Annotated in this window: 20 protein-coding genes; 15 read left to right on the top strand and 5 right to left on the bottom strand. The window is 69.5% G+C overall.

Annotated elements, in window-relative coordinates:
* Positions 1-64 precede the first annotated feature (64 nt).
* Positions 65-328 carry a Rho termination factor N-terminal domain-containing protein gene (locus PVT71_RS22005; RefSeq protein WP_353474621.1) on the bottom strand — a complete coding sequence of 88 codons (264 nt, stop codon included), beginning with the start codon at positions 326-328 and terminating at the stop codon, positions 65-67.
* 88 nt (positions 329-416) lie between these two features.
* Here PVT71_RS22005 and PVT71_RS22000 point away from each other — a divergent pair, with 88 nt between their 5' ends.
* The 5 genes from PVT71_RS22000 to PVT71_RS21980 all read left to right on the top strand — a co-directional run bounded on the left by PVT71_RS22000 (position 417) and on the right by PVT71_RS21980 (position 5,552).
* Positions 417-2,024 carry a peptide chain release factor 3 gene (locus PVT71_RS22000; RefSeq protein WP_353474620.1) on the top strand — a complete coding sequence of 536 codons (1,608 nt, stop codon included), beginning with the start codon at positions 417-419 and terminating at the stop codon, positions 2,022-2,024.
* 204 nt (positions 2,025-2,228) lie between these two features.
* Positions 2,229-2,681, top strand: a complete 453-nt coding sequence (locus tag PVT71_RS21995) for a GNAT family N-acetyltransferase (RefSeq protein WP_353474619.1) — start codon at positions 2,229-2,231, stop codon at positions 2,679-2,681.
* 3 nt (positions 2,682-2,684) lie between these two features.
* Complete coding sequence (locus PVT71_RS21990) at positions 2,685-4,055, top strand: DUF2927 domain-containing protein (protein ID WP_353474618.1); 1,371 nt, start codon at positions 2,685-2,687, stop codon at positions 4,053-4,055.
* Between the two features lie 9 nt (positions 4,056-4,064).
* Positions 4,065-4,232 carry an apolipoprotein acyltransferase gene (locus tag PVT71_RS21985; protein WP_353474617.1) on the top strand — a complete coding sequence of 56 codons (168 nt, stop codon included), beginning with the start codon at positions 4,065-4,067 and terminating at the stop codon, positions 4,230-4,232.
* Positions 4,233-4,367: 135 nt separating this feature from the next.
* On the top strand, positions 4,368-5,552 hold the full coding sequence (locus PVT71_RS21980) for a VWA domain-containing protein (protein WP_353474616.1): 1,185 nt from the start codon (positions 4,368-4,370) through the stop codon (positions 5,550-5,552).
* On the opposite strand, the gene PVT71_RS21975 is transcribed toward PVT71_RS21980, so the two are convergent.
* Entirely contained in the window at positions 5,549-6,205 is a 657-nt protein-coding gene (locus PVT71_RS21975; protein ID WP_353474615.1) for a glutathione S-transferase family protein, read from the bottom strand. The two genes, PVT71_RS21980 and PVT71_RS21975, sit on opposite strands and share 4 nt — an antisense overlap.
* 163 nt (positions 6,206-6,368) lie before the next feature.
* On the opposite strand from PVT71_RS21975, the gene phaZ reads away from it, so the two are divergent.
* The 4 genes from phaZ (at position 6,369) to PVT71_RS21955 (ending at position 11,295) form a co-directional block, all read left to right on the top strand.
* A complete protein-coding gene (gene phaZ / locus PVT71_RS21970) occupies positions 6,369-7,520 on the top strand; it encodes a polyhydroxyalkanoate depolymerase (RefSeq protein ID WP_353474614.1) in 1,152 nt (383 codons plus the stop codon).
* Between the two features lie 102 nt (positions 7,521-7,622).
* Positions 7,623-9,374 (top strand): glycosyltransferase family 2 protein, encoded by a 1,752-nt coding sequence (locus tag PVT71_RS21965; protein WP_353474613.1) that lies wholly within the window; start codon positions 7,623-7,625, stop codon positions 9,372-9,374.
* Positions 9,371-10,312, top strand: a complete 942-nt coding sequence (locus PVT71_RS21960; RefSeq protein WP_353474612.1) for a glycosyltransferase family 2 protein — start codon at positions 9,371-9,373, stop codon at positions 10,310-10,312. Before PVT71_RS21965 ends, PVT71_RS21960 begins: the two co-directional genes overlap by 4 nt.
* A gap of 80 nt (positions 10,313-10,392) precedes the next feature.
* Positions 10,393-11,295, top strand: a complete 903-nt coding sequence (locus tag PVT71_RS21955; protein WP_353474611.1) for an AEC family transporter — start codon at positions 10,393-10,395, stop codon at positions 11,293-11,295.
* Positions 11,296-11,310: 15 nt separating this feature from the next.
* Here PVT71_RS21955 and PVT71_RS21950 read toward each other — a convergent pair whose 3' ends face one another.
* Positions 11,311-12,426: an ABC transporter ATP-binding protein gene (locus tag PVT71_RS21950; RefSeq protein ID WP_353474610.1), complete on the bottom strand. Its 1,116-nt coding sequence runs from the start codon at positions 12,424-12,426 to the stop codon at positions 11,311-11,313.
* A gap of 410 nt (positions 12,427-12,836) precedes the next feature.
* Here PVT71_RS21950 and PVT71_RS21945 point away from each other — a divergent pair, with 410 nt between their 5' ends.
* The 6 genes from PVT71_RS21945 to PVT71_RS21920 are packed head-to-tail and all read left to right on the top strand — an operon-like array spanning position 12,837 to position 18,937.
* Positions 12,837-15,692: a monovalent cation/H+ antiporter subunit A gene (locus PVT71_RS21945; RefSeq protein WP_353474609.1), complete on the top strand. Its 2,856-nt coding sequence runs from the start codon at positions 12,837-12,839 to the stop codon at positions 15,690-15,692.
* Positions 15,693-15,695: 3 nt separating this feature from the next.
* Positions 15,696-16,079, top strand: coding sequence for a Na+/H+ antiporter subunit C (locus PVT71_RS21940; protein ID WP_353474608.1), 384 nt, complete (start codon positions 15,696-15,698; stop codon positions 16,077-16,079).
* Entirely contained in the window at positions 16,076-17,773 is a 1,698-nt protein-coding gene (locus tag PVT71_RS21935; protein WP_353474607.1) for a monovalent cation/H+ antiporter subunit D, read from the top strand. Before PVT71_RS21940 ends, PVT71_RS21935 begins: the two co-directional genes overlap by 4 nt.
* Positions 17,773-18,276, top strand: a complete 504-nt coding sequence (locus PVT71_RS21930) for a Na+/H+ antiporter subunit E (protein WP_353474606.1) — start codon at positions 17,773-17,775, stop codon at positions 18,274-18,276. Before PVT71_RS21935 ends, PVT71_RS21930 begins: the two co-directional genes overlap by 1 nt.
* Positions 18,273-18,545: a K+/H+ antiporter subunit F gene (locus PVT71_RS21925; protein WP_353474605.1), complete on the top strand. Its 273-nt coding sequence runs from the start codon at positions 18,273-18,275 to the stop codon at positions 18,543-18,545. The genes PVT71_RS21930 and PVT71_RS21925 overlap by 4 nt, the downstream gene beginning before the upstream one ends.
* Entirely contained in the window at positions 18,542-18,937 is a 396-nt protein-coding gene (locus tag PVT71_RS21920) for a Na+/H+ antiporter subunit G (RefSeq protein ID WP_353474604.1), read from the top strand. The genes PVT71_RS21925 and PVT71_RS21920 overlap by 4 nt, the downstream gene beginning before the upstream one ends.
* A 13-nt stretch (positions 18,938-18,950) precedes the next feature.
* On the opposite strand, the gene PVT71_RS21915 is transcribed toward PVT71_RS21920, so the two are convergent.
* The gene (locus tag PVT71_RS21915; protein ID WP_353474603.1) at positions 18,951-19,499 is read right to left on the bottom strand and encodes a PIN domain-containing protein; all 549 of its coding nucleotides are present in this window, start codon (positions 19,497-19,499) and stop codon (positions 18,951-18,953) included.
* The gene (locus tag PVT71_RS21910; RefSeq protein ID WP_353474602.1) at positions 19,496-20,692 is read right to left on the bottom strand and encodes a class I SAM-dependent rRNA methyltransferase; all 1,197 of its coding nucleotides are present in this window, start codon (positions 20,690-20,692) and stop codon (positions 19,496-19,498) included. The genes PVT71_RS21915 and PVT71_RS21910 overlap by 4 nt, the downstream gene beginning before the upstream one ends.
* Positions 20,693-20,765 lie beyond the last annotated feature (73 nt).

Below are 20,765 nucleotides of genomic sequence, written 5' to 3'. Positions count from 1 at the left end.
GTACCCGGCCCCCGCTTCTTCTCTTTCCAAATACGCAATCCCGAGCGCACCAAGGGCGCCGCGTTCAGTGGTTGCGGAGCGCCTCTATCAACGCGCTCTTTTTCATCTTCGACCGACCCTCGATGCCGATCTCCCTGGCGCGGTCGTAGAGCGCCTCCCGCGTCCAGTCCTCGTAGGGTGGCGCCTTGCCGCCCTTTTCCGAGGGGTGCATGTCGGGGTTGGCCGAGGCATTGGCGATGCGCGCCGATTTCTCGGGGGAATAGCCCTTCTTGCGCAGCGTCTCGTAGAGCGCGTCATCCTTGATCGACGGGCCGTGGTCCCTAGTCATGGCAGCTCTCCCTTCCTCCCCCCAACCCGCGCGCCGCGGGCGCGGTTCCCCATGGACAAAACCGCGATCCGAACCTATACGCCGCCCCATGCTGGACACCCATTCGAACCGCCCCACCCTGCCGCCCGAGATCGCGCGGCGCCGCACCTTCGCGATCATCTCGCACCCGGATGCGGGCAAGACCACGCTGACCGAAAAGTTCCTGCTTTTCGGCGGGGCGATCCAGATGGCCGGACAGGTCCGCGCCAAGGGCGAGGCGCGGCGCACCCGCTCGGACTTCATGAAGATGGAGCAGGAGCGCGGGATCTCGGTCTCGGCCTCGGCGATGTCCTTCGATTACGGCAAGTTCCGCTACAACCTCGTCGACACGCCCGGCCACTCGGACTTCTCCGAGGACACCTACCGCACGCTGACGGCGGTGGACGCGGCGATCATGGTGATCGACGGCGCCAAGGGCGTGGAAAGCCAGACGCAGAAGCTCTTCGAGGTCTGCCGCCTGCGCGACCTTCCGATCCTGACCTTCTGCAACAAGATGGACCGCGAGGCGCGCGACACCTTCGAGATCATCGACGAGATCCAGGAAAACCTCGCCATCGACGTGACGCCCGCCAGCTGGCCGATCGGCATGGGCCGGGACTTCCTCGGCTGCTACGACATGATCCACGACCGGCTGGAACTGATGGACCGCGCCGACCGCAACCGCGTGGCGGAGTCGATCAAGATCTCCGGCCTCGACGATCCCAAGCTGGCCGAGCACGTCCCCGCCGAGCTGCTCGAGAAGCTGCGCGAGGAAGTCGAGATGGCGCGCGAGCTGCTGCCCAAGCTCGACGCGCAGTCGGTGCTCGAGGGGCACATGACCCCGATCTGGTTCGGCTCGGCGATCAACTCCTTCGGCGTGAAGGAGCTGATGGACGGCATCGGCGAGCTTGCGCCCGAGCCGCAGCCGACCTCGGCCGAACCGCGGCAGATCGCACCCGACGAGACCAAGGTCGCGGGCTTCGTCTTCAAGGTGCAGGCCAACATGGACCCCAAGCACCGCGACCGCGTCGCCTTCGTGCGCCTTGCCTCGGGACATTTCGAGCGCGGCATGAAGCTGACCCACGTGCGCACCAAGAAGCCGATGGCGATCTCGAACCCGGTGCTCTTCCTCGCCGCCGACCGCGAGCTGGCGGAAGAGGCCTGGGCGGGCGACATCATCGGCATTCCGAACCACGGCCAGCTGCGCATCGGCGACACGCTGACCGAGGGCGAGGCGCTGAAGGTCACCGGCATCCCGTCCTTCGCGCCGGAACTGCTGCAGAGCGTCCGGGCGGGTGACCCGATGAAGGCCAAGCACCTCGAGAAGGCGCTCTACCAGTTCGCCGAGGAAGGCGCGGCGAAGATCTTCAAGCCGTCGATCGGCTCGGGCTACATCGTCGGCGTCGTCGGCGCGCTGCAGTTCGAGGTGCTGGGCGCGCGGATCGAGCAGGAATACTCGCTGCCCGTGCGCTTCGAGCCCTCGCAGTTCACCTCGGCGCGCTGGGTGCATGGCGAGAAGCTGGCGGTCGAGAAGTTCGCCGCCGCCAACAAGCAGCACATCGCCCACGACAACGACGGCGACATCGTCTACCTCACGCGCATGCAGTGGGACATCGACCGGGTCGGCCGCGACTATCCGGGCGTGACCCTCTCGGCCACCAAGGAGATGATGGTCTGAGCGCCGCTGTTGCAGCGTTGCACAGGCTAAGTCACTGACCTTAGGTCACTTTCACATGCAGGGCGCCGCGGGATCACATTTTCGCGGCGCCCTTCGCTTTCCCGCGACACGGCCCCCCGCGCTGGGGCTATACTGGCGCGGCAGAGGGCGCGAAGCCCCGGGCAGACACGGCAGACCACAGCAACAAGAAACGACCGAGGCAGCATGTCCCAAGACTCCCTGACCATCCGGCCGCTCGAGGCCGGGGACGAGGCCGCGTGGCGCGATCTCTGGACCGGGTATCTCACCTTCTACGAGACCTCCGTGCCCGAGGAGGTCTATGCCAGCACCTTCGCGCGGCTGCTGGGGGACGATCCGCAGGACTTCCACGGGCTGATCGCAGTTGCCGAGGGCAAGCCGGTCGGGCTTGTGCATTACGTCTTCCACCGCCATTGCTGGCGGATCGAGAACGTGTGCTACCTGCAGGATCTCTATGCCGCCCCCGAGGCGCGCGGCACCGGCGTCGGCCGGGCGCTGATCGAGGCGGTCTACGCCGCCGCGGATGCCGCCGGATCGCCGAACGTCTACTGGATGACGCAGGAATTCAACGCCACCGCGCGCCAGCTCTACGACCGGATCGGCACCGTCACCCCCTTCATCAAGTACCAGCGGCGCTGAGCCATGCGGCGGCTGGTCGTCTCGCTCGGATTGCTGATCGGGGCCTGCGCGCCGATGGCGCCGGAGAGCGTCAGCCGCGCCGCCGGCGCCGCCAGCGTCGCGCCCGAGGTGAGCCCGCCGCTCGGCAGCCGCTTCGGCGCGCCGGACCCGGTGCCGGCGCAGGCCGCCAACGCGCAGATCGCGCGCGACATCCTCGACCTTGCCTTCGAGCTTGAATCCGGGCGCTCGCTGCCGGTCTTCACCCGCTTCGAGGGGCCGGTGACGCTGCGCGTCGCGGGCAAGGCGCCGCCGAGCCTCGCGCCCGACCTCGACCGGCTGCTGCGTCGCCTGCGCGAGGAGGCGGGGATCGACATCACCGAGATCGGCTCGGGCGAGGCCAATATCACGCTGGTGCCGGTGCCGCGCCGGACGATCCGCCGGGAGCTGCCGCAGGCGGCCTGTTTCGTCATTCCCGGCGTCAGTTCGCTGGCCGAGTACCGCAGCGCGCGCAGCGCCGGCGAGACCAGCTGGACCGAGGTACGCGAGCGCGGCACCGCCGCCGTCTTCCTGCCCGCCGACGCCGCCCCGCAGGAGATCCGCGACTGCCTGCACGAGGAGATCGCGCAGGCGCTGGGGCCGCTCAACGACCTTTACCGGCTGGGCGAGAGCGTGTTCAACGACGACAACGTCCACACCGTGCTGACCGGGCACGACATGCTCGTGCTGCGCGCCTTCTACGACCCCGCGCTGCGCTCGGGGATGAGCCGGGAGGAAGTCGCGGCGGCGCTGCCCGGCATCCTCGCGCGGCTCAACCCCTCCGGCGAGCACGTGCCCGACCGGCACCTGCCCGCCACGCCCCGGCCCTGGACCGAGGCGATCCAGACCGCGCTCAGCGACGCCGAGCCCCTCGCCGCGCGCCGCGCCGCGGCGGAGGAGGCGCTGCGCATCGCCCGCGCCGGCGGCTGGACCGACCACCGGCTCGGCTTTGCGCATTTCGCACTCGGGCGGCTGCTGGCCGGCACCGACTTGGCCGGTGCCGAGGCCGAGTTCCGCGCCGCGCGGCGGATCTTCTCGGTCCTTCCCGATGCCCGGCTGCACGAGGCCTATGCCGATGCCCAGCTTGCCGCGCTGGCGCTGCGCACCGGCCGCCCCGCCGAGGCGCTGGCCCTCGCCACGCCGCAGGAGGCCACCGCCCGGCGCTACGAGAACGCCGCGCTGCTGGCGACGCTGATGACCCTCAGGGCCGAGGCGCTCGACGCGCTCGGCCGCCCCTCCGAGGCCGCGGCGGTCCGGCTGGACTCTCTGGGATGGGCGCGCTACGGCTTCGGCCCGGACTGGGCAGGCGGCGCGCGGATGCGCCAGGTCGCCGCGCTCGATCCGCTCAAAGGGAGTTGAGGACAGCGCATGATCGTCATCGCGGGAGCCATTCTTGGCGCCATCATCGGCGGGCTGACCGCCCTGCGCCGCAAGGGCAACAAGGCCGACATCGCGCAGTTCGCCGCGGTCTATGCCATCGCCTTCTCGCTGGTCGGGCTGATCCTGACGATCTTCGTGGAAAAGCTGGCCTTCTGAGCCAGGCGTCGGCAAGGAAGAAGGGGGCTCCGCCCCCTCGCCCTGCGGGCTCACCCCCGGCGTATTTTCAAAGAGAAGAAAACGCGGCTTGAGGGTTGCGGCGCGGCGCGGCATCCTTGAACGCGGAGGTGGCGGATGTTCCTGCGATTTTTCGAGACCCTGAGACAGGCGCAGGTGCCGGTGTCGCTGCGCGAGTTCCTCAGCTTCCTCGAGGCGCTGAAGGCCGGGCTCGCGCGCTATGACGTCGAGGGGTTCTACTACCTCGCGCGCACCGCGTTGGTAAAGGACGAGCGCCACCTCGACCGGTTCGACCGCGCCTTCGCCGAGGCGTTCCGCGGGCTCGAGGCGATCTCGCTCGACGAGATGCTGGAGGCGCTGGACCTGCCCGAGGACTGGCTGCGCAGGATGGCGGAGAAACACCTCAGCCCCGAGGAGCGCGCCGCGATCGAGGCGATGGGCGGGTTCGACAAGCTGATGGAGACGCTGCGGGAGCGGCTGCGCGAGCAGCAGGGGCGGCACCAGGGCGGCAGCAAGTGGATCGGCACCGCCGGCACCTCGCCCTTCGGCGCCTATGGCTACAACCCCGAGGGGGTGCGCATCGGCCAGGACGAGAGCCGCCACCAGCGCGCGGTGAAGGTCTGGGACCGGCGCGAGTTCCGCAACCTCGACGACCAGGTCGAGCTTGGCACGCGCAACATCAAGGTGGCGCTGAAGCGGCTCCGGGCCTGGGCGCGCGACGGCGCGGCGGAGGAGCTCGACCTCGACGGCACGATCCGCGCCACGGCCGAGCATGGCTATCTCGACGTGAAGACCCGGCCCGAGCGGCGCAACGCGGTGAAGGTGCTGCTGTTTCTCGACGTCGGCGGCTCGATGGACCCGCATGTGAAGGTGGTGGAGGAGCTCTTCTCGGCCGCGCGGGCCGAGTTCAAGCACCTCGAGCACTACTATTTCCACAACTGCCTCTACGAGGGGGTCTGGCGCGACAACCGCCGGCGCTGGGACGCGCAGCAGCCGACCTGGGAGGTGCTGAACACCTACGGGCCGGGCTACAAGTGCATCTTCGTCGGTGACGCCTCGATGAGCCCCTACGAGATCGCCGCGCCCGGCGGCGCGAGCGAGCACTGGAACCGCGAGGCGGGCGAGGTCTGGCTGCGGCGCGCGCGCCTGCAGTGGCCGGACCACCTGTGGATCAACCCGGTGCCCGAGCGGCACTGGGGCCATACCCAGTCGATCGCGATGATCCGCGAGATCTTCGAGGACCGCATGGTGCCGATGACGCTCGAGGGGATCGAGCGCGGGATCCGCGCGCTGGCGCGCTAGAACTCGACCTCGAGCTCGACGATCTCGTCGGGCTCGGCGAGCGCGCCGGCGGTCCAATCCTTCATCGGCGCCCAATCGAGGATCGTGTCGACATAGGCCTCGAGCCGGTCCCCCAGCGGCACCGAGTAGGTGCGGAAGCGGGTGCAGACCGGCGCGTACATGGCATCGGCCACCGAGGGGCGCGCGCCGAAGAGGAAGGGCCCGCCGTAGGCGTCGAGGCAATCGTTCCAGATCAGCTTGACCCGCTCCACGTCGGGCCGCGCGCCGGAGAAGATCTTGAAGCTCTGGTGCCGCGCCTTGAGGTTCATCGGCAGTGCGGAGCGCAGGTTGTAGAAGCCCGAGTGCATCTCGCCCGAGATCGAGCGGCAATGCGAGCGGGCGGCGATGTCGTCGGGGTAGAGCCCCGCGTCCGGGAAGACCTCGTTGAGATATTGCGCGATGGCCAGCGTGTCCCAGACCTGCACCCGGCCGTGGGTCAGGCGCGGCACCAGCACCGTCGGCGAGAGCAGCAGCAGTTCCTGCCGGGCGGAGGCATCGGAAGTGTCGACCATTTCCTCGGCGAAATCGAGCCCGGCCATCCGGCACAGCAGCCAGCCGCGCAGCGACCACGACGAGTAGTTCTTCGATGAAATGGTGAGCGTTGCGTCCGCCATGCCCGCGCCTCCTGCTGTCCTGACCCGAAAGACCACATTTTCTTGTCGCATCGCGGGCGCAGACCTGACTAGCGTTTTCACGAGGCAACGCGGGGAAAACGACGTGCTCTACGCCGGATACCAGGGACTTGATGATTTTATCGCCCCTTTTCGGATGGCGGCGATGCAGGGGATCACCTTCATGCCCCGGCTCAACGGGTCCTTCGCGCAGCTGACACGGCACAATGCCGCGCTGCTCGAGATGATGTCGCGCTTCCGGCTGAGCCACAGCCGGCCATCGTTCGGCATCACCTCGGTGCGGACCTTCAACCGCGACGTGCCGGTGGCCGAGGAGGTGGCGCTCGACCTGCCCTTCGGCACGCTGCTGCATTTCCGAAAGGACATCGACACGCCGCAGCCCAAGGTGCTGGTGACCGCGCCGCTCTCGGGGCATTTCGCGACGCTGCTGGCGGGCACGGTCAAGGTGCTGCTGCGCGACCATGACGTCTATGTCACCGACTGGAAGAACGCCCGGGACGTGCCTGTTTCCGCAGGGAATTTCGGCGTCGAGGACTATGTCGCCTACGTCATCCGCTTCCTCGAGGAGATCGGTCCGGGCGGGCATATCCTCGGGGTCTGCCAGCCCTGCGTGCAGGCGCTGGCCGCGGTCGCCGTCATGTCCGAGGACCGCAACCCCGCGACGCCGCGCTCGATGACGCTGATGGCGGGGCCGGTCGACGTGCGCGAGAGCCCGACCATGGTCAACGATCTTGCGAGCGAGAAGCCGATCGCCTGGTTCGAGCGCAACGTGATCGCCCGCGTGCCCTGGCGCTATGCCGGCGCGGGGCGGCGGGTCTACCCGGGCTTCGTGCAGCTCACCGCCTTCATGTCGATGAACATGGACCGCCACCGCGAGCAGCACAAACGGCTCTACGACCATCTCGTCGCCGGCGAGACCGAGGAGGCGCGCAAGGTGAAGGAGTTCTACGACGAGTATTTCGCCGTGCTCGACCTCACCGAGGAATTCTACCTCGAGACCATCGAGCGCATCTTCCAGAAGGCCGAGCTGGCGACGGGCGAGTTCACCTATCGCGGCCGCAAGGTGGACCCGGGCAAGATCCGCCACACCGCGCTGCTGACCGTCGAGGGCGGGCGCGACGACATCTGCGGGCTGGGCCAGACCTCGGCGGCGCATGACCTCTGCTCGTCGCTGCGCCCGCACCTGAGGCGCCACCACCTGCAGGCCAACGTCGGGCATTACGGCGTGTTCAACGGCCGCAAGTGGGAGAACGAGATTTACCCGGTGGTGCGCAACATGATCCTCGCCATGGAGTGAGCCCGCACGGGCCGTGGCGGAAAGGCGACGCGGGCGGGCGATGCTTGGGACCGGGCCAGCCGGAGATTGCGCGCGGCGCGCCAAGACGCCAGTCTCCGCGCCATGAGCGCAGAGAAGACACCCACCTATCCCGGCGGAATCGCGGCCATTCTCACCCAGATGGAGGGGCGGCGCGAGGCCATCGACTTTGCGCCCGGCGAGGCGCTGCCGCCCTATGACACGCCGCTCGGCGAGCTGGCCGGGCAGATCGTCTCCGATCCCGATGCCGACCCGGCCGAGGCGCCGCCCTTCCGCTCGGGCCATCACCGCAAGCGCCATGCGCTGCGGCGCGAGCTGGCCGGTCGGTCGGAGCTGGTCTTCCTCAACGCGCTGCTCATCGCCCACCTGCGCAAGCGCGCCTTTCCCGCCCATGCCCCGGCGCTCTTCCAGCGGCTCTGGACGGAACAGGGCACGGCGCTTCTGGCGCAGCTCGACCCGCGCTGGCTGGTCTCGTCGGTGACCACCTTCGGCGACCACGGGCTCAGCCTCGTGCAGCGCTCGGTCGGGCTCGCGCTGACCACGCTCTTCGGCACGATGAAGCTCTACGAATCCGAACGGCTCTATTCCGGGCTCCCCGCCGACCGGCCCTTCGGCCTCGATGGCCGGGACCGGGGGCCGCTGCCGATGGAGATGGACGGCTACTCGCTCTCGGGCGGCGGGCTCGACGTGAACATGATCGGCCGGCTCTGGCGCGAGGCCGAGGGCGATCCGGTGATCCGCCCGCTCGCCCACCACCTGCTCGAGCTGCTGATCAGCGACGAGCGCACGGTGCTGCGCCGCCTGATGACCATGCGCCAGCGGCAGGCGCGGCGCAGCGAGGCCCGGCCCAAGGGTGACCTTGCCGGCAATCTCGCGCCGGTGCCCGCCAGCCATCACGGGCTTGCCGCCTCTGACCTGCGCTGGGGCATCACCGCGACCATCCGCGCGCCGCTGCCCGAGATCGCGCGCTTCGCCGCGCATCACCTCGAGCTCGGCGCGCAGGTGGTGCAGATCCATCTCGATACGCCCGATCCCGAGGCCGCTTCCTTCCTCACCCGCCACCCGGCGATCCGCGTCACCCAGTGCGACGACGCCTACTGGCAGGCAAGCGGCCGCGCCCGGCCCGAAGCGCACCAGGTCCGCCAGGCCTACAACGCCACGCAGAGCCTGCGCGACGGGCTGGGCGTGCACTGGCTGGGGCATATCGACGTCGACGAGTTCCTGCTGCCGCAGCGCCCGCTGGGCGATCTGCTGGCCGAGGTGCCGCTTGCCGCCGCCTTCGCCCGCGTCGCCCCCGCCGAGGCGCTCGCCTCCGCCAAGGGCCTGCCGCAGCGTTTCAAGACCACGCACAAGCACGCCCGCCAGCCCAAGTCCGTGCTGCAGGAGATCTACCCGACCTTCGGCGCGCATCTCTACGGCGGCTTTCTCAGCCACACCTCGGGCAAGGTCTTTGCCCGCACCGGCATCGAGGGCACGCGGCTCGGCATCCACACGCTCAAATACCGCGGCGAGGATGCCAGCAACCGCCACCGGCTGGGCGAGGTCTGGCTGGCGCATCTGCATGCCCGGTCCTGGGAGCAGTTCCGCGACGACCTCGCGTTCCGCCGCACGCAGGGCTCCTACCGCAAGGCGTCCGACCGGCCCGAGATGGGACAGGCCGAGCTGATCTCGTTCCTGATGGAGGAAGAGGGCGACGCCGGGCTGCGCGCGCTTTTCGACGAGGTCTGCGCCGACACGCCCGGCTTGCGCGCGCGGCTCGCGGCGCGCGGCATGCTGGTCGAGCATCCCTTCGATCCCGACGCCGCCGTCGCCCGCGTCTTCGGGGCGCTGCCGTGATCCGCTGGGGCACCGTCACCACCACCAACGCACCCCTGCCGCGCATCCTCGACTTCGCCGCCTGGCACCTCGAACTGGGCGCGCACCGGCTCTACATCTACCTCGACGCGGCGGACCCCGAGGCCGAGGCGGTGCTGGCCGCCCACCCGAGGCTGCGCGTCTTCACCACCGACGCTGCCTGGTGGGAAAAGCGCGGCCGGCGCCCCGACAAGCACCAGGCCCGGCAGGGACGCAACGCCCGCCACGCCAATGCCCGCAAGCCCGAGACCGACTGGCTCGCGCATATCGACGTGGACGAGTTCCTGCTGCCCCGCCGCCCGCTCGCCGAGCAACTGGGGGAACTCCCCGGCGACTGCCTCTGCGCCCGCGTCCGTCCGATCGAAGCGCTGGCCCCCGCGCCGGGCGCGGATGGCACCGAGACGCTGTTCAAGGCCTTCCACCTCGACCAGCAGCCGCGCCAGCGCGCCGCCGAGGCCTGCTTTCCCACCTGGGGGCAGCATCTCTCGGGCGGGTTCCTGAGCCATGTCGCGGGCAAGCTCTTCTTCCGTCCCGGCACCGAGGGGCTCGACATCCGCATCCACAACGTGACGCTCGGCGATCAGACCAACCCCGGCGAGCGCCCCCTGCCCGACACCGAGCTTGGTCATTTCCACGCCAGCGACTGGGAGCATTTCCGCGACGCCTACCGCTTCCGGCTCGCGCAGGGCTCGTACCGGGCCGAGCTGAAGCCGCAGGTGCGCGGCGAGGGCGCCGTCAGCCTGCACGAGCTTTTCGCGCTGATCGAGGAGGCGGGCGGCGAGGCCGCGCTGCGCGCCTTCTACGACGAGGTCTGCACCGCCACGCCCGACCTCGTGGCGCGGCTTGGGGCCGAGGGCCTGCTGCGCCGCCGCGCCATGGACCTGCCCGCCCTGCGCGCCCGGCATTTTCCCGGCGCCTGAGCGACAGGGGCGAGCCGGGTTCCGCTTGACCGGCGCGGCAAGCCCTGCTCAACACGCGGTATACGATATACGGAAACCCCATGTTCACCGTCCTCACCCATGACATCCTGCCGGTATTCGCGCTGCTGGCGCTCGGCTTCCTGCTGGGGCGGCGCAAGGTCTTCGCGCGCGAGGACGCCGCCTCGGCCAACCGCGTCGCGCTGATGGTGCTGCAGCCGGGGCTGATCTTTCCGCTCATCGCCACCGTTCCCTTCGCCGAGTTCGAACTGCGCGCGCTGCTGACCTACGGCGCCTGCGAGGCGCTGGCCTTCGCCGCCGCGTTCTGGCTGGCGCGGCGCATCTTCGGCTGCGAACGGCTCGAGGCCTGGCTGCTGGCCATGACGGTGATCTTCGTCAACTCGCTGCTCTACATCCGGCCGATCTCGCTGCTGATCTACGGCGAGAGCGGCGCGCTGCCGGTGACCGCGGTGGTGGCCTGGGACACCGCCATCGCCTTTGCCTTCTTCATCATCAGCGCGGACGTCATCGCCCGCCCCTCGGCCGGGCCGCTGCCGGCGCTGAAGCGGCTCTCGGTCAATCCGACGCTGCTCTCCATCGGGCTGGGCATCGTGGTCAATGCGGCGGGGCTGAGCATCCCCGAGCCGATCCTCACCGCCTGCGCCTTCGCCGGGGCGGGCACCGCGCCGCTGGTGCTCTTCGCGCTCGGCGTGCTGCTCTCGGGCCAGAGCCTGCGCCCCTCGGCGGTGGTCGCGACCTACTCGGCGCTGAAACTGCTGGGCTTTCCGCTGCTGGTCACGCTGGCGGTCTGGCTGGCGGGGGCAAGCGCGCAGTGGCAGGCGCAGTTCACCCTGCTGGCGGCGGGGCCGTCGGGAGCCATGGCCTTCGCGCTGGCGCTGCTGCACGGCGAGCGCACGGACCGCATCGCGGCGGTGACGATCTGGACGAGCGCGCTCTCGGTGATCTCGCTGGCGGCGCTGGCGTAAGCGCCGGCGCCAAGTTCAGTCCGTCGCGGGGAAGACGAAGCAGCGGTCGCGGCGCACTGTCAGCCAGAGCGGCGTGCCGGGCTTCGGCAGGAAGACGTTGGGCACCGTCGCCTTGATCATCCCGCCGTCGAAATCCATGCGGAACTCGACCAAGCTCTCCGAGCCCATGAAGCGCGCCCGCTCGACCACGCCGCGCGCCGGGGTGCCGGCCATCGGCGTCGGGTTGGGCCCGCGCCCGCCCCGGTCGAAGTCGATGCCCACGTGCTGCGGGCGGAAGACGATGTCCACCTCCTCGCCGTCCGGCACGCCGGGCGCAAGGAACGGACCAAAGGGCGTATCCGCGAGCGCGCCGCGAACCTTGCCCCGCAGCGCGTTGATATCGCTGAAGAAGGCCACGGCGGCCTTGTCGGCGGGGGCGTTGTAGATGTTGTAGGGCGCGCCGCGCTGGACGATCTTGCCGCCGCGCATCAGCGCGATCTCGTCGGCCATGCGCATGGCCTCCTCGGGCTCGTGCGTGACCAGCAGCACCGAGGTGCCCTCTTCCTTCAGCACCGCCAGCGTCTCGTCGCGGATGCCGTCGCGGAGGCGGTTGTCGAGCCCCGAGAAGGGCTCGTCCATCAGCATGATGCGCGGCCGCGGCGCGAGCGCGCGGGCCAGCGCCACGCGCTGCTGCTCGCCGCCCGAAAGCTGGTGCGGGTATTCCTCGATGAAATGCGCAAGCCCCACCCGGTCCAGCAGCTCGACCGCCCGCGCCCGCTTGGCCGCGCCGGTTCCCTTGAGGCCGAAGGCGACGTTCTCGCCCACCGACAGGTGCGGGAACAGCGCGAAGTCCTGGAACATCAGGCCGATGGCCCGGCGCTCGGGCGGGATGCGGAAGACCGTGTCGCAGACCAGCGTGCCGTCGACATGGATCGAGCCGCTGTCCTGCATGTCGACCCCGGCGATCATCCGCAGCGTCGTCGACTTGCCGCAGCCGGAGGGACCCAGAAGGCAGGTCACGTCGCCCGGCTCGATGCTGAGCGAGACATCGTCCACCACCGCGCGCCCCTCGAAACGACGGACGAGATTGCGGATCTCCAGCCGGGGTTGCGTCACTGCTGCCTGCCTCGCGTTGTTCCCGATCAAAAGCATCGGGGAATGAGCTTGCCTGCCGGAGTAGCAGCCCCCGGAACGGCAGACAAGGCGAAGGGGCCGCGGCGGGGGCTAGATCGGGGCGCAGGCCGGGCCCCGCCCGGGCCCTTGGCAGAATTCGCCGCCGCTGACCACCGGAGTCGGGCGCTGAAACCCTGCGTCATATGGGCACATCCGTGATGCAATCTAGAGTTGATCTGATTGCCACATTTGCGACCGGAAGGACCTCACGCCCATAGTAACCGCAAGTAACAATCGCAATAGTCACGCGCATTTTTTCGACCTGACATTACCGTCAGAATTCGGCTAACTTTCCTAAAATTCACGTCAGAATGGCCGCTTTCGGGTTGTGATACCGGGTGAAATCGGCTGCTTTCTCTCGACGCCGCCAACGACGATCAGGGAGTTTCATGTCACTTTTCATCATCGCGCTCCTGCCATTCCTCGGAGCCCTGCTTCCGGGCTTGATGATTCAGGCGGGCCGGCGCGCCTGCGGGATGACGACACTCTTCGTCACGCTCGCGGCGCTGCTCGGCCTCGCCACGCACCTGCCCGCGGTCTGGGCAGGCGAGACGGTCACCGCCTCGGTGGAGTGGCTGCCCGCGCTCGGGCTGAACGTGACGCTGTTCGTTGACGGGCTCGGCATGATGTTCGCGGCGCTGATCCTCGGGATCGGCGCGCTGGTGATCATCTATGCCCGCTACTACCTGACGCGCGACGACAACATGGGCGAGTTCTACACCTACCTGCTGCTCTTCCAGGGCGCGATGGTGGGCATCGTGCTGTCGAACAACATCCTGCTGCTGCTGATCTTCTGGGAGCTGACCTCGCTGTCGTCCTTCCTGCTGATCGGCTTCTGGAAGCACCTGCCCGAGGGCCGTCAGGGCGCGCGCATGGCGCTTACGGTTACCGGCATGGGCGGGCTGGCGCTGATCGGGGGCATGCTGCTGCTGGGCTCGGCGGCGGGCACCTACGAGATCACCGAGATCCTCGCGCGGCGCGATGTCATCCAGGCTTCGCCCTATTATGTCCCCGCGCTGCTCCTGATCCTGCTCGGCTGCTTCACCAAGTCGGCGCAGTTCCCCTTCCACTTCTGGCTGCCGCACGCCATGGCGGCGCCCACCCCGGTGTCGTCCTACCTGCATTCGGCGACCATGGTGAAGGCGGGCATCTTCCTCATGGCGCGGCTCTGGCCGGCGCTTTCGGGCACCGAGGAATGGGTCTGGATCGTCACCTCGGCGGGGCTGGTCACCATGGTGCTGGGCGCGGTCATCGGCCTCTTCAAGCACGACCTCAAGGCGCTGCTGGCCTTCTCGACCGTCTCGCACCTCGGGCTCATCACCATGCTGCTCGGCACCGGCACCGCCTATGGCGCGATGGCGGCGGTCTTCCACATCCTCAACCACGCGGCCTTCAAGTGCTCGCTCTTCATGACCGCGGGCATCGTCGACCACGAGGCGCACACCCGCGACATCCGCCGCCTCGGCGGGCTGCGGCACCTGATGCCGGTGACCGCGACCATCGCCATCGTCGGCGCGCTCGGCATGGCGGGCATCCCACTCTTCAACGGCTTCCTGTCAAAGGAGATGTTCCTCGAGGAGGCGACGCACACCGCGCTCTTCGGCATCGACTGGCTGGTGCCGGCGCTGGCGACGCTGGGCGCGGTCTTCTCGGCCGCCTACAGCTTCCGCTTCATCGCCCATGCCTTCCTCGGCCGGACCCGCGACGACTACCCGCACAAGCCGCATGACCCGAACTTCGGCATGTGGGGCCCGCCCGCGCTGCTCGGCCTCATCGTGGTCGCAGTGGGCTGCCTGCCGGTGCTGGCCGAGCCGGTGGTCAAGCTGGTCACCGCCGCGGTGATCGGCGAGGTCGCCGAGGTGCCCGACGTGCACCTGGCGATCTGGCACGGCGTCACCCCGGCGCTCGTCATGTCGATCATCGCCACCATCGGCGGCCTCATCCTGCTGGCGCTCTTCACCCCGCTGCTGAGAGGCTGGGATGCCGCCCCCCGCCCCGAGGCCAAGCAGATCTTCGACGCCCTGATCGGTGCCTGCGCCCGCGGCGCCGAGCGCCTGACGGCTGGCCTGCACAACGGCAGCTTCTCGCGCTACGCCTCGGTCTTCACTGTGACCGTGCTCGCGGTGGCGGCGCATGCATGGTTCACCGGCACGCTCGGGCCGATCACCCGCGACATGCTGCCGATCCAGCCGCTGCCGCTCGCGGGCTGGATCCTCATCCTCAGCGCCACCGGGCTCATCGTGTTCTTCCACCGCAACCGGCTGGTGGCGCTGATCCTGATGGGGGTCATCGGCACGATGGTGTCGATCGCCTTCAACTACCTCTCGGCCCCCGACCTCGCGCTGACGCAGATCTCGGTCGAGGTGGTGACGATCATCCTGCTGCTGCTGGCGCTGAACTTCCTGCCCAACACCACGCCGATCGAGTCCCCCGTCTCGCGCCGGGTGCGCGACGCTGTGCTGGCGGTCGTCGCGGGGCTCGGCACCGCCGGGCTCACCTATGCCATCCTGCGCCGCGACTTCTCGATGGGCACGATCTCGGACTACATGCTCGACAACTCCTACGACGGCGGCGGCGGCACCAACGTGGTGAACGTGATCCTCGTGGACTTCCGGGGCTACGATACCTTCGGCGAGATCATCGTGCTCGGCATCGCCGCGCTGGTGATCTACGCCGTGACCGAGGCGCTGCTGACCGGGCCGGTGCGGGCAAGGCTGCTCAACCGCGTGCCCGACCAGAAGCAGGCCGGTGACGCGCACCCGCTGATCATGGTGGTGGTCACCCGGCTGATCCTGCCGGTGGTGCTGATGGTCGGCGTCTACATCTTCCTGCGCGGCCACAACGAGCCCGGAGGCGGCTTCGTCGCGGGGCTCGTGGTGTCGATCGCCGTGGTCATGCAGTACATGGCCTCGGGCTTCGCCTGGGCCAACGAGCGCCAGCGCTACCCCTACCACGGGGTGATCGGCGCGGGCGTGCTGGTGGCTGGGCTCACCGGCATCGGAGCGTGGCTCTTCGGGCGGCCCTTCCTGACCTCGACCTTCGGCTACGTGAAACTGCCCGGGCTCGAGAAGTTCGAGCTCGCCTCGGCCATGGCCTTCGACCTCGGCGTGTTCCTCGCCGTGGTGGGCGCGGTGCTGCTGTCGCTCGAGAGCTTCTCGCGCATGGCCCGCCGCATGGGCGACGAGACCAGCGAACATGCGATGGACATCGACCCCTCGCGCGATACCGGACACGGGGGGGCCTGATCCATGGAGTTTCTCATTGCGACCACCATCGGCGTGCTGACCGCCGCCGGGATCTACATGGTGCTGCGTCTGCGCACCTTCCCGGTGATCATCGGCACCTCGCTGCTGACCTATGCCGTGAACCTCTTCCTCTTCGCCTCGGGCCGGCTGGTGATCAACCAGCCGCCGATCCTGCGCGACGACGTGACGAGCTACACCGACCCGCTGCCGCAGGCACTGGTGCTGACGGCGATCGTGATCTCCTTCGGCATGACCGCCGTGGTGGTGATGATCGCCCTCGCCTCCTACCTCAACGCCGATGACGACCACGTCGACGAGGCGGGGGACCTGTCCCGCGAGCGGCGCGCCGGCGAGATGCCGGACGACGAGAAGGAGTCCCGCGCATGATGCACTGGATCATCGCCCCCGTGGTGCTGCCGGCCATGATGGCCGCCACCATCGTGCTTGCCGCCCGCTTCCACGAGACCTTGCAGCGCATCTTCTCGCTGGCCTCGCTGGCCGCGCTGCTGGCCATCGCCATCGGCCTCTTCGCGCAGGCGAGCGACGGCACCGTGACGATCTACCAGCTCGGCGACTGGCAGGCGCCCTTCGGCATCGTGCTGGTGGCCGACCGGCTCTCGACCACCATGGTGCTGCTGACCGCCATTCTTGCCCTGCCGGTGGCGCTCTATGCCATCGGATCGTGCTGGGACCGGCGCGGCCAGCATTTCCACGCGCTCTTCCAGTTCCAGATCATGGGGATCATGGGCGCCTTCCTGACCGGCGACGCCTTCAACCTCTTCGTCTTCTTCGAGGTGCTGCTGATCGCCTCCTATGGCCTGATGGTGCATTCGGGCGGTGCCACCCGCACCCGGGCGGGCGTGCAGTACATGGTCTACAACCTGCTGGGCTCGACGCTCTTCCTCTTCGCGCTCGGAACGCTCTACGCGCAGGCGGGCACGCTCAACATGGCCGACCTCGCGCAGCGCGTGGCGGCGGCGGACGTCGAGAACTCGGCGGGCCTGCGGGTCGCCGCGGTGCTGCTGCTGCTGGTCTTCGCGATCAAGGCGGCGCTGCTGCCGCTGCACTTCTGGCTGCCCTCGAGCTATGCCGAGGCCCCCGCCCCGGTCGCCGCGCTCTTCGCCATCATGACCAAGGTCGGCGCCTACGGGATCATCCGCGTCTACACGCTGATCTTCCCGCCCTCGCTGCCGCTGATGGCGGGCGCGCACGAGGAATGGCTGCTGCCGCTGGCGTTGGTCACCCTCGCCATCGGCATGATCGGCGTGCTCGGCAGCCGCGAGATCGGGCGGCTGGTGGCCTTCTCGGTGATCGGCTCGATGGGGATGCTGCTGGCCTCGGTGGCGCAGTTCACCCCGGCGGGCATCTCGGCGGCGCTCTACTACGCGCTGCACTCGACGCTGGCGACGGCGGCGCTGTTCCTCATCGTCGACGTGATCCGCGAGCGCCGCGGCGCGACCGCGGGCAGGCTCGAGGGCACGCTGCCCATGGCGGGCGGCGCGCTGGTCGCGGGGCTGTTCTTCGTCGCCTCGATCGCCATGGCGGGCCTGCCGCCGCTCTCGGGCTTCCTCGGCAAGCTGCTGATCCTCGACGCAGCCGAGGGCGGCGCGCTCATGGGCTGGGTCTGGGCGGTGGTGCTCGGCTCGTCGCTGGTGGCGGTCGTCGGCTTCTCGCGCGCGGGATCGACGGTGTTCTGGAAGCCCCACCAGCTGGCCGCCGAGCAGGGCGGCAGCGTGGCCGACCCCGAGGACGAGCAGGGCGCGCGCGAGCTGCATGACCCCGCGGGCGGCAACGCGCCGCTGCCGATGCTGGCGATCGGCACGCTGGTGGCGCTGCTGGTGGCGCTGACCGTCTTCGCCGGGCCGGTGACGCGCCACCTCGACGCCACCGCCGCGCAGCTCTTCGCGCCGCAACCCTACATCTCGACGGTGCTCGACACGCCGGGCAAGGAGATCGTCAAGCACGGCGACGATCACGCCGGAGACGGGGCGCACGGCTCCGACGAGGGCGACCTGCCCGCCGACGAGGCGCATGACGCCGGATCCGAAGCCAAGACCGACGACGCACTGGGAGGACACTGATGGCCACGCGCTTCATCCAAAGGCTGCTGCCGCACCCGCTGCTCTCGGTGGCGCTGGTGGCGATATGGCAGCTGCTCGCCAACGAGCCCTCGATGAACAGCCTCGTCTTCGGGACGATCCTCGGCATCCTGCTGCCCTTCGCCACCGCCGCCTACTGGCCGAACCGGCCGCAGGTGACGCGGCCGTGGCGGCTCATCCCCTACGGGCTGATCGTGGCCTGGGACATCATCACCGCGAACGTCACGGTGGCGATGATCGTGCTCTTCAAGCCCAACCGCGACATCCGTTCGGCCTGGGTGAACATCCCGCTCGACATCCGCACCCCCGAGGCGATCACCGCGCTCGCGGGCACCATCACCCTGACGCCGGGCACCGTCTCGGTCGACCTGTCGGACCACGGCCACGCGCTGCTGGTGCACGCGCTGCACGCCGAGGATCCCGAGGAGGTCGCCCGCAAGATCAAGCACCGCTACGAACGCCGCCTGAAGGAGATCTTCGAATGATCGTCACCTATGCGCTCATCTTCGCCTTCGCCGCCGTCAGCCTGTCGCTGCTGCTGACCATGATCCGGCTGGTCAAGGGCCCCGGCCCCGGCGACCGCATCCTCGCGCTCGACACGCTGTCGGTCAACGCGGTGGCGCTGATCATCCTCGTCGGCATCGCGGGGGCCACGCAGATCTACTTCGAGGCGGCGATGATCATCGCCATGCTCGGCTTCGTCTCGACCGTTGCCGTGGCCCGCTTCGTGCTGAGGGGAGACATCATCGAATGAGCCACGACATCCTCGACATCGCCATCGCCGCCGCACTGGTCATCGGCGGGCTCTTCACGCTGGTGGGCTCGATCGGCCTGCTGAAGCTGCAGGCGCCCATGGCGCGGCTGCACGCGCCGACCAAGGCCTCGACGCTGGGGGTGGGCTCGATCCTGCTCGCCTCGGTGCTCTTCGCCTACGCGGCGGGCGCGCCCTCGTACCACGAGCTGCTGATCATCACCTTCCTGTTCATGACGGCGCCGGTCTCGGCCTATTTCATCGGCAAGGTGCACATCCATCTCGGCCAGAACCAAAAGCCGCTGCCGAAGCCGGCGCGCGACCGCATCTGGGCGACCAAGGCCAAGCGCGAGGAAGACACGCCGAGCGTGCCGGAGATGAAGGCGGAGGCCTGAACGGGCGCGGCGGTCAGCCCGCCGCCTCGAGCGCCTTGCCGAGCCGCGGCAGGCGCGCCTTCTTCATCAGCCCGCGCATGGTCCAGTCCTCGCCCGAGAGCCGCCGCGCCTCGGCGAGGACCGCCTCGCAGGCGTCCTTCACCTTGCCCGGATTGGCCTCGAAGAGCCCGCGCAGGAAGCCGTCCGCATCGACGCGACTCAGCCCTTCCTCGGCGAGGATGTTGCGCGGGAAGTCCTTGGCATTCTCGGTGATGATGATGTCCGCGCTCCCCGAGATGGCGGCGGCGAGCACGTGCAGGTCCGCCGGGTCGGGCAGCCAGAGCCGGTCCTCGAGCGCGGGCTGATAGCGCACCTCGGCCTTCGGCCAGCTGGCGCGCACCTGCGCGATCTCGCCGCGCGCCTGCACCTCGCCCATCGGCCCCAGCTTGCGCGCCGCCAGCGCCCATTCCTCGAGGATGCGTGCCGACCACAGGGGCTGGTAGAGCCCCTGCGCCGCCACGCCGAGGAGCACCTCGCGCATCACCGTCGGGTAGAGCACGCAGGTGTCGAGAAGGACCTTCACAGGCGGAACACCAGCGCCTTCAGGTAGCCCGACTCCGCCAGCTGCGGCAGCAGCGGGTGGTCCGGCCCGGCAAAGCCGGTGTGCAAGAGCTGCGCGCGCCGCCCGGCCCGGCCGATGCCGCGCAGGCAGGCGCCGGTGAAGCTCGAAAGATCGGCCGCGTGCGAGCAGGAGCAGAGCACGAGGTAGCCGCCCTCCTCGACCAGCGGCGCCGAGAGCCGCGCGACCTTTTCATAGGCGCGCAGGCCGGCCTCTAGCGCGGGCTTCGCGGGCGCGAAGGCGGGCGGGTCGCAGACCACGAGGCCGAAGCGTTCGCCCTCGGTCCCCAGCGCCTCGAGCGTGTCGAAGGCGTCGCCCTGCCGCGTGGCGAAGCGGTCACCCGCGCCCATGCGTTTCGCGCCCTCTTCGGCCAGCGCCAGCGCCGAGGCCGAGCCGTCCACCGACAGCGCGCTCGCCGCACCGCCCGCGAGGGCCGCAAGGGCGAAGCCGCCGACGTGGCTGAAGACGTCGAGCATCTTCTGCCCGCTCGCCAGCCGCGCCGCGAAACCGTGGTTCGGGCGCTGGTCGTAGAAGAGGCCGGTCTTCTGCCCGCCCGTGACGTCGGCCATGTAGGTCGCGCCATTCATCTCGACCGGCAGCGGCGCCTCGGGCGCCTGCCCCAGCAGCACGGCATCCTGATCGTCGAGCCCCTCGAGCTGGCGACCGCGGCCGCCGGCGTTCTTGAGGATGTTCTTCACGCCCGACACCTCGGCCAGCTCCTCTGCGAGCTCGGGCAGCAGCAGCTCGGCCCAGGCCGCGTTCGGCTGGATCACCGCGGTGTCGCCGAACCGGTCGATGATGACGCCGGGCAGCCCGTCGGCCTCGGCGTGGACGAGCCGGTAATAGGGCGCCGGGAAGAGCCGCTCGCGCAGATCGAGCGCGCGGGTCAGCTTGGCCGCCAGCCAGGCCTTGTCGATCGAGGCCTCGGGGTCGCGGTCGAGCATCCGGCAGATGATCTTCGAGTTCGGCGTCACGCCCACCAGCCCGAGCAGCTTGCGGTCGTTGTCCTCGAGCCGCGCGACGGTGCCCGGGGTCAGCCCGCGGGTGCGGCGGTCAACCACCAGCTCGTTGGAATAGACCCACGGGTAGCCACGGCGCAGGGCCTGCGGCTTCGACTTGGGAAGGAGACGGACGGTGGGGATATCGGGCTGTGTCATCCCGCCCCTTTAGCGCCGCGCGCCGACCTTGGGAAGCGCCTTTGCAGGGCTCCCGCGCGGTGCCCGCGCCCCG

It is taken from the genome of Salipiger sp. H15 (assembly GCF_040409955.1).
Taxonomy (GTDB): Bacteria; Pseudomonadota; Alphaproteobacteria; order Rhodobacterales; family Rhodobacteraceae; genus Salipiger.
Note: the sequence above shows the minus strand (reverse complement) of the source record. Positions and strands in the feature narration are given on the sequence as shown.

Bases quoted from the DNA above. Each gene is read 5' to 3' on its own strand.
- PVT71_RS22005 (WP_353474621.1), bottom strand. From the start codon at position 328: ATGACTAGGGACCACGGCCCGTCGATCAAGGATGACGCGCTCTACGAG.
- PVT71_RS22000 (WP_353474620.1), top strand. From the start codon at position 417: ATGCTGGACACCCATTCGAACCGCCCCACCCTGCCGCCCGAGATCGCG.
- PVT71_RS21995 (WP_353474619.1), top strand. From the start codon at position 2,229: ATGTCCCAAGACTCCCTGACCATCCGGCCGCTCGAGGCCGGGGACGAG.
- PVT71_RS21990 (WP_353474618.1), top strand. From the start codon at position 2,685: ATGCGGCGGCTGGTCGTCTCGCTCGGATTGCTGATCGGGGCCTGCGCG.
- PVT71_RS21985 (WP_353474617.1), top strand. From the start codon at position 4,065: ATGATCGTCATCGCGGGAGCCATTCTTGGCGCCATCATCGGCGGGCTG.
- PVT71_RS21980 (WP_353474616.1), top strand. From the start codon at position 4,368: ATGTTCCTGCGATTTTTCGAGACCCTGAGACAGGCGCAGGTGCCGGTG.
- PVT71_RS21975 (WP_353474615.1), bottom strand. From the start codon at position 6,205: ATGGCGGACGCAACGCTCACCATTTCATCGAAGAACTACTCGTCGTGG.
- phaZ (WP_353474614.1), top strand. From the start codon at position 6,369: ATGCAGGGGATCACCTTCATGCCCCGGCTCAACGGGTCCTTCGCGCAG.
- PVT71_RS21965 (WP_353474613.1), top strand. From the start codon at position 7,623: ATGAGCGCAGAGAAGACACCCACCTATCCCGGCGGAATCGCGGCCATT.
- PVT71_RS21955 (WP_353474611.1), top strand. From the start codon at position 10,393: ATGTTCACCGTCCTCACCCATGACATCCTGCCGGTATTCGCGCTGCTG.
- PVT71_RS21950 (WP_353474610.1), bottom strand. From the start codon at position 12,426: ATGCTTTTGATCGGGAACAACGCGAGGCAGGCAGCAGTGACGCAACCC.
- PVT71_RS21945 (WP_353474609.1), top strand. From the start codon at position 12,837: ATGTCACTTTTCATCATCGCGCTCCTGCCATTCCTCGGAGCCCTGCTT.
- PVT71_RS21940 (WP_353474608.1), top strand. From the start codon at position 15,696: ATGGAGTTTCTCATTGCGACCACCATCGGCGTGCTGACCGCCGCCGGG.
- PVT71_RS21935 (WP_353474607.1), top strand. From the start codon at position 16,076: ATGATGCACTGGATCATCGCCCCCGTGGTGCTGCCGGCCATGATGGCC.
- PVT71_RS21930 (WP_353474606.1), top strand. From the start codon at position 17,773: ATGGCCACGCGCTTCATCCAAAGGCTGCTGCCGCACCCGCTGCTCTCG.
- PVT71_RS21925 (WP_353474605.1), top strand. From the start codon at position 18,273: ATGATCGTCACCTATGCGCTCATCTTCGCCTTCGCCGCCGTCAGCCTG.
- PVT71_RS21920 (WP_353474604.1), top strand. From the start codon at position 18,542: ATGAGCCACGACATCCTCGACATCGCCATCGCCGCCGCACTGGTCATC.
- PVT71_RS21910 (WP_353474602.1), bottom strand. From the start codon at position 20,692: ATGACACAGCCCGATATCCCCACCGTCCGTCTCCTTCCCAAGTCGAAG.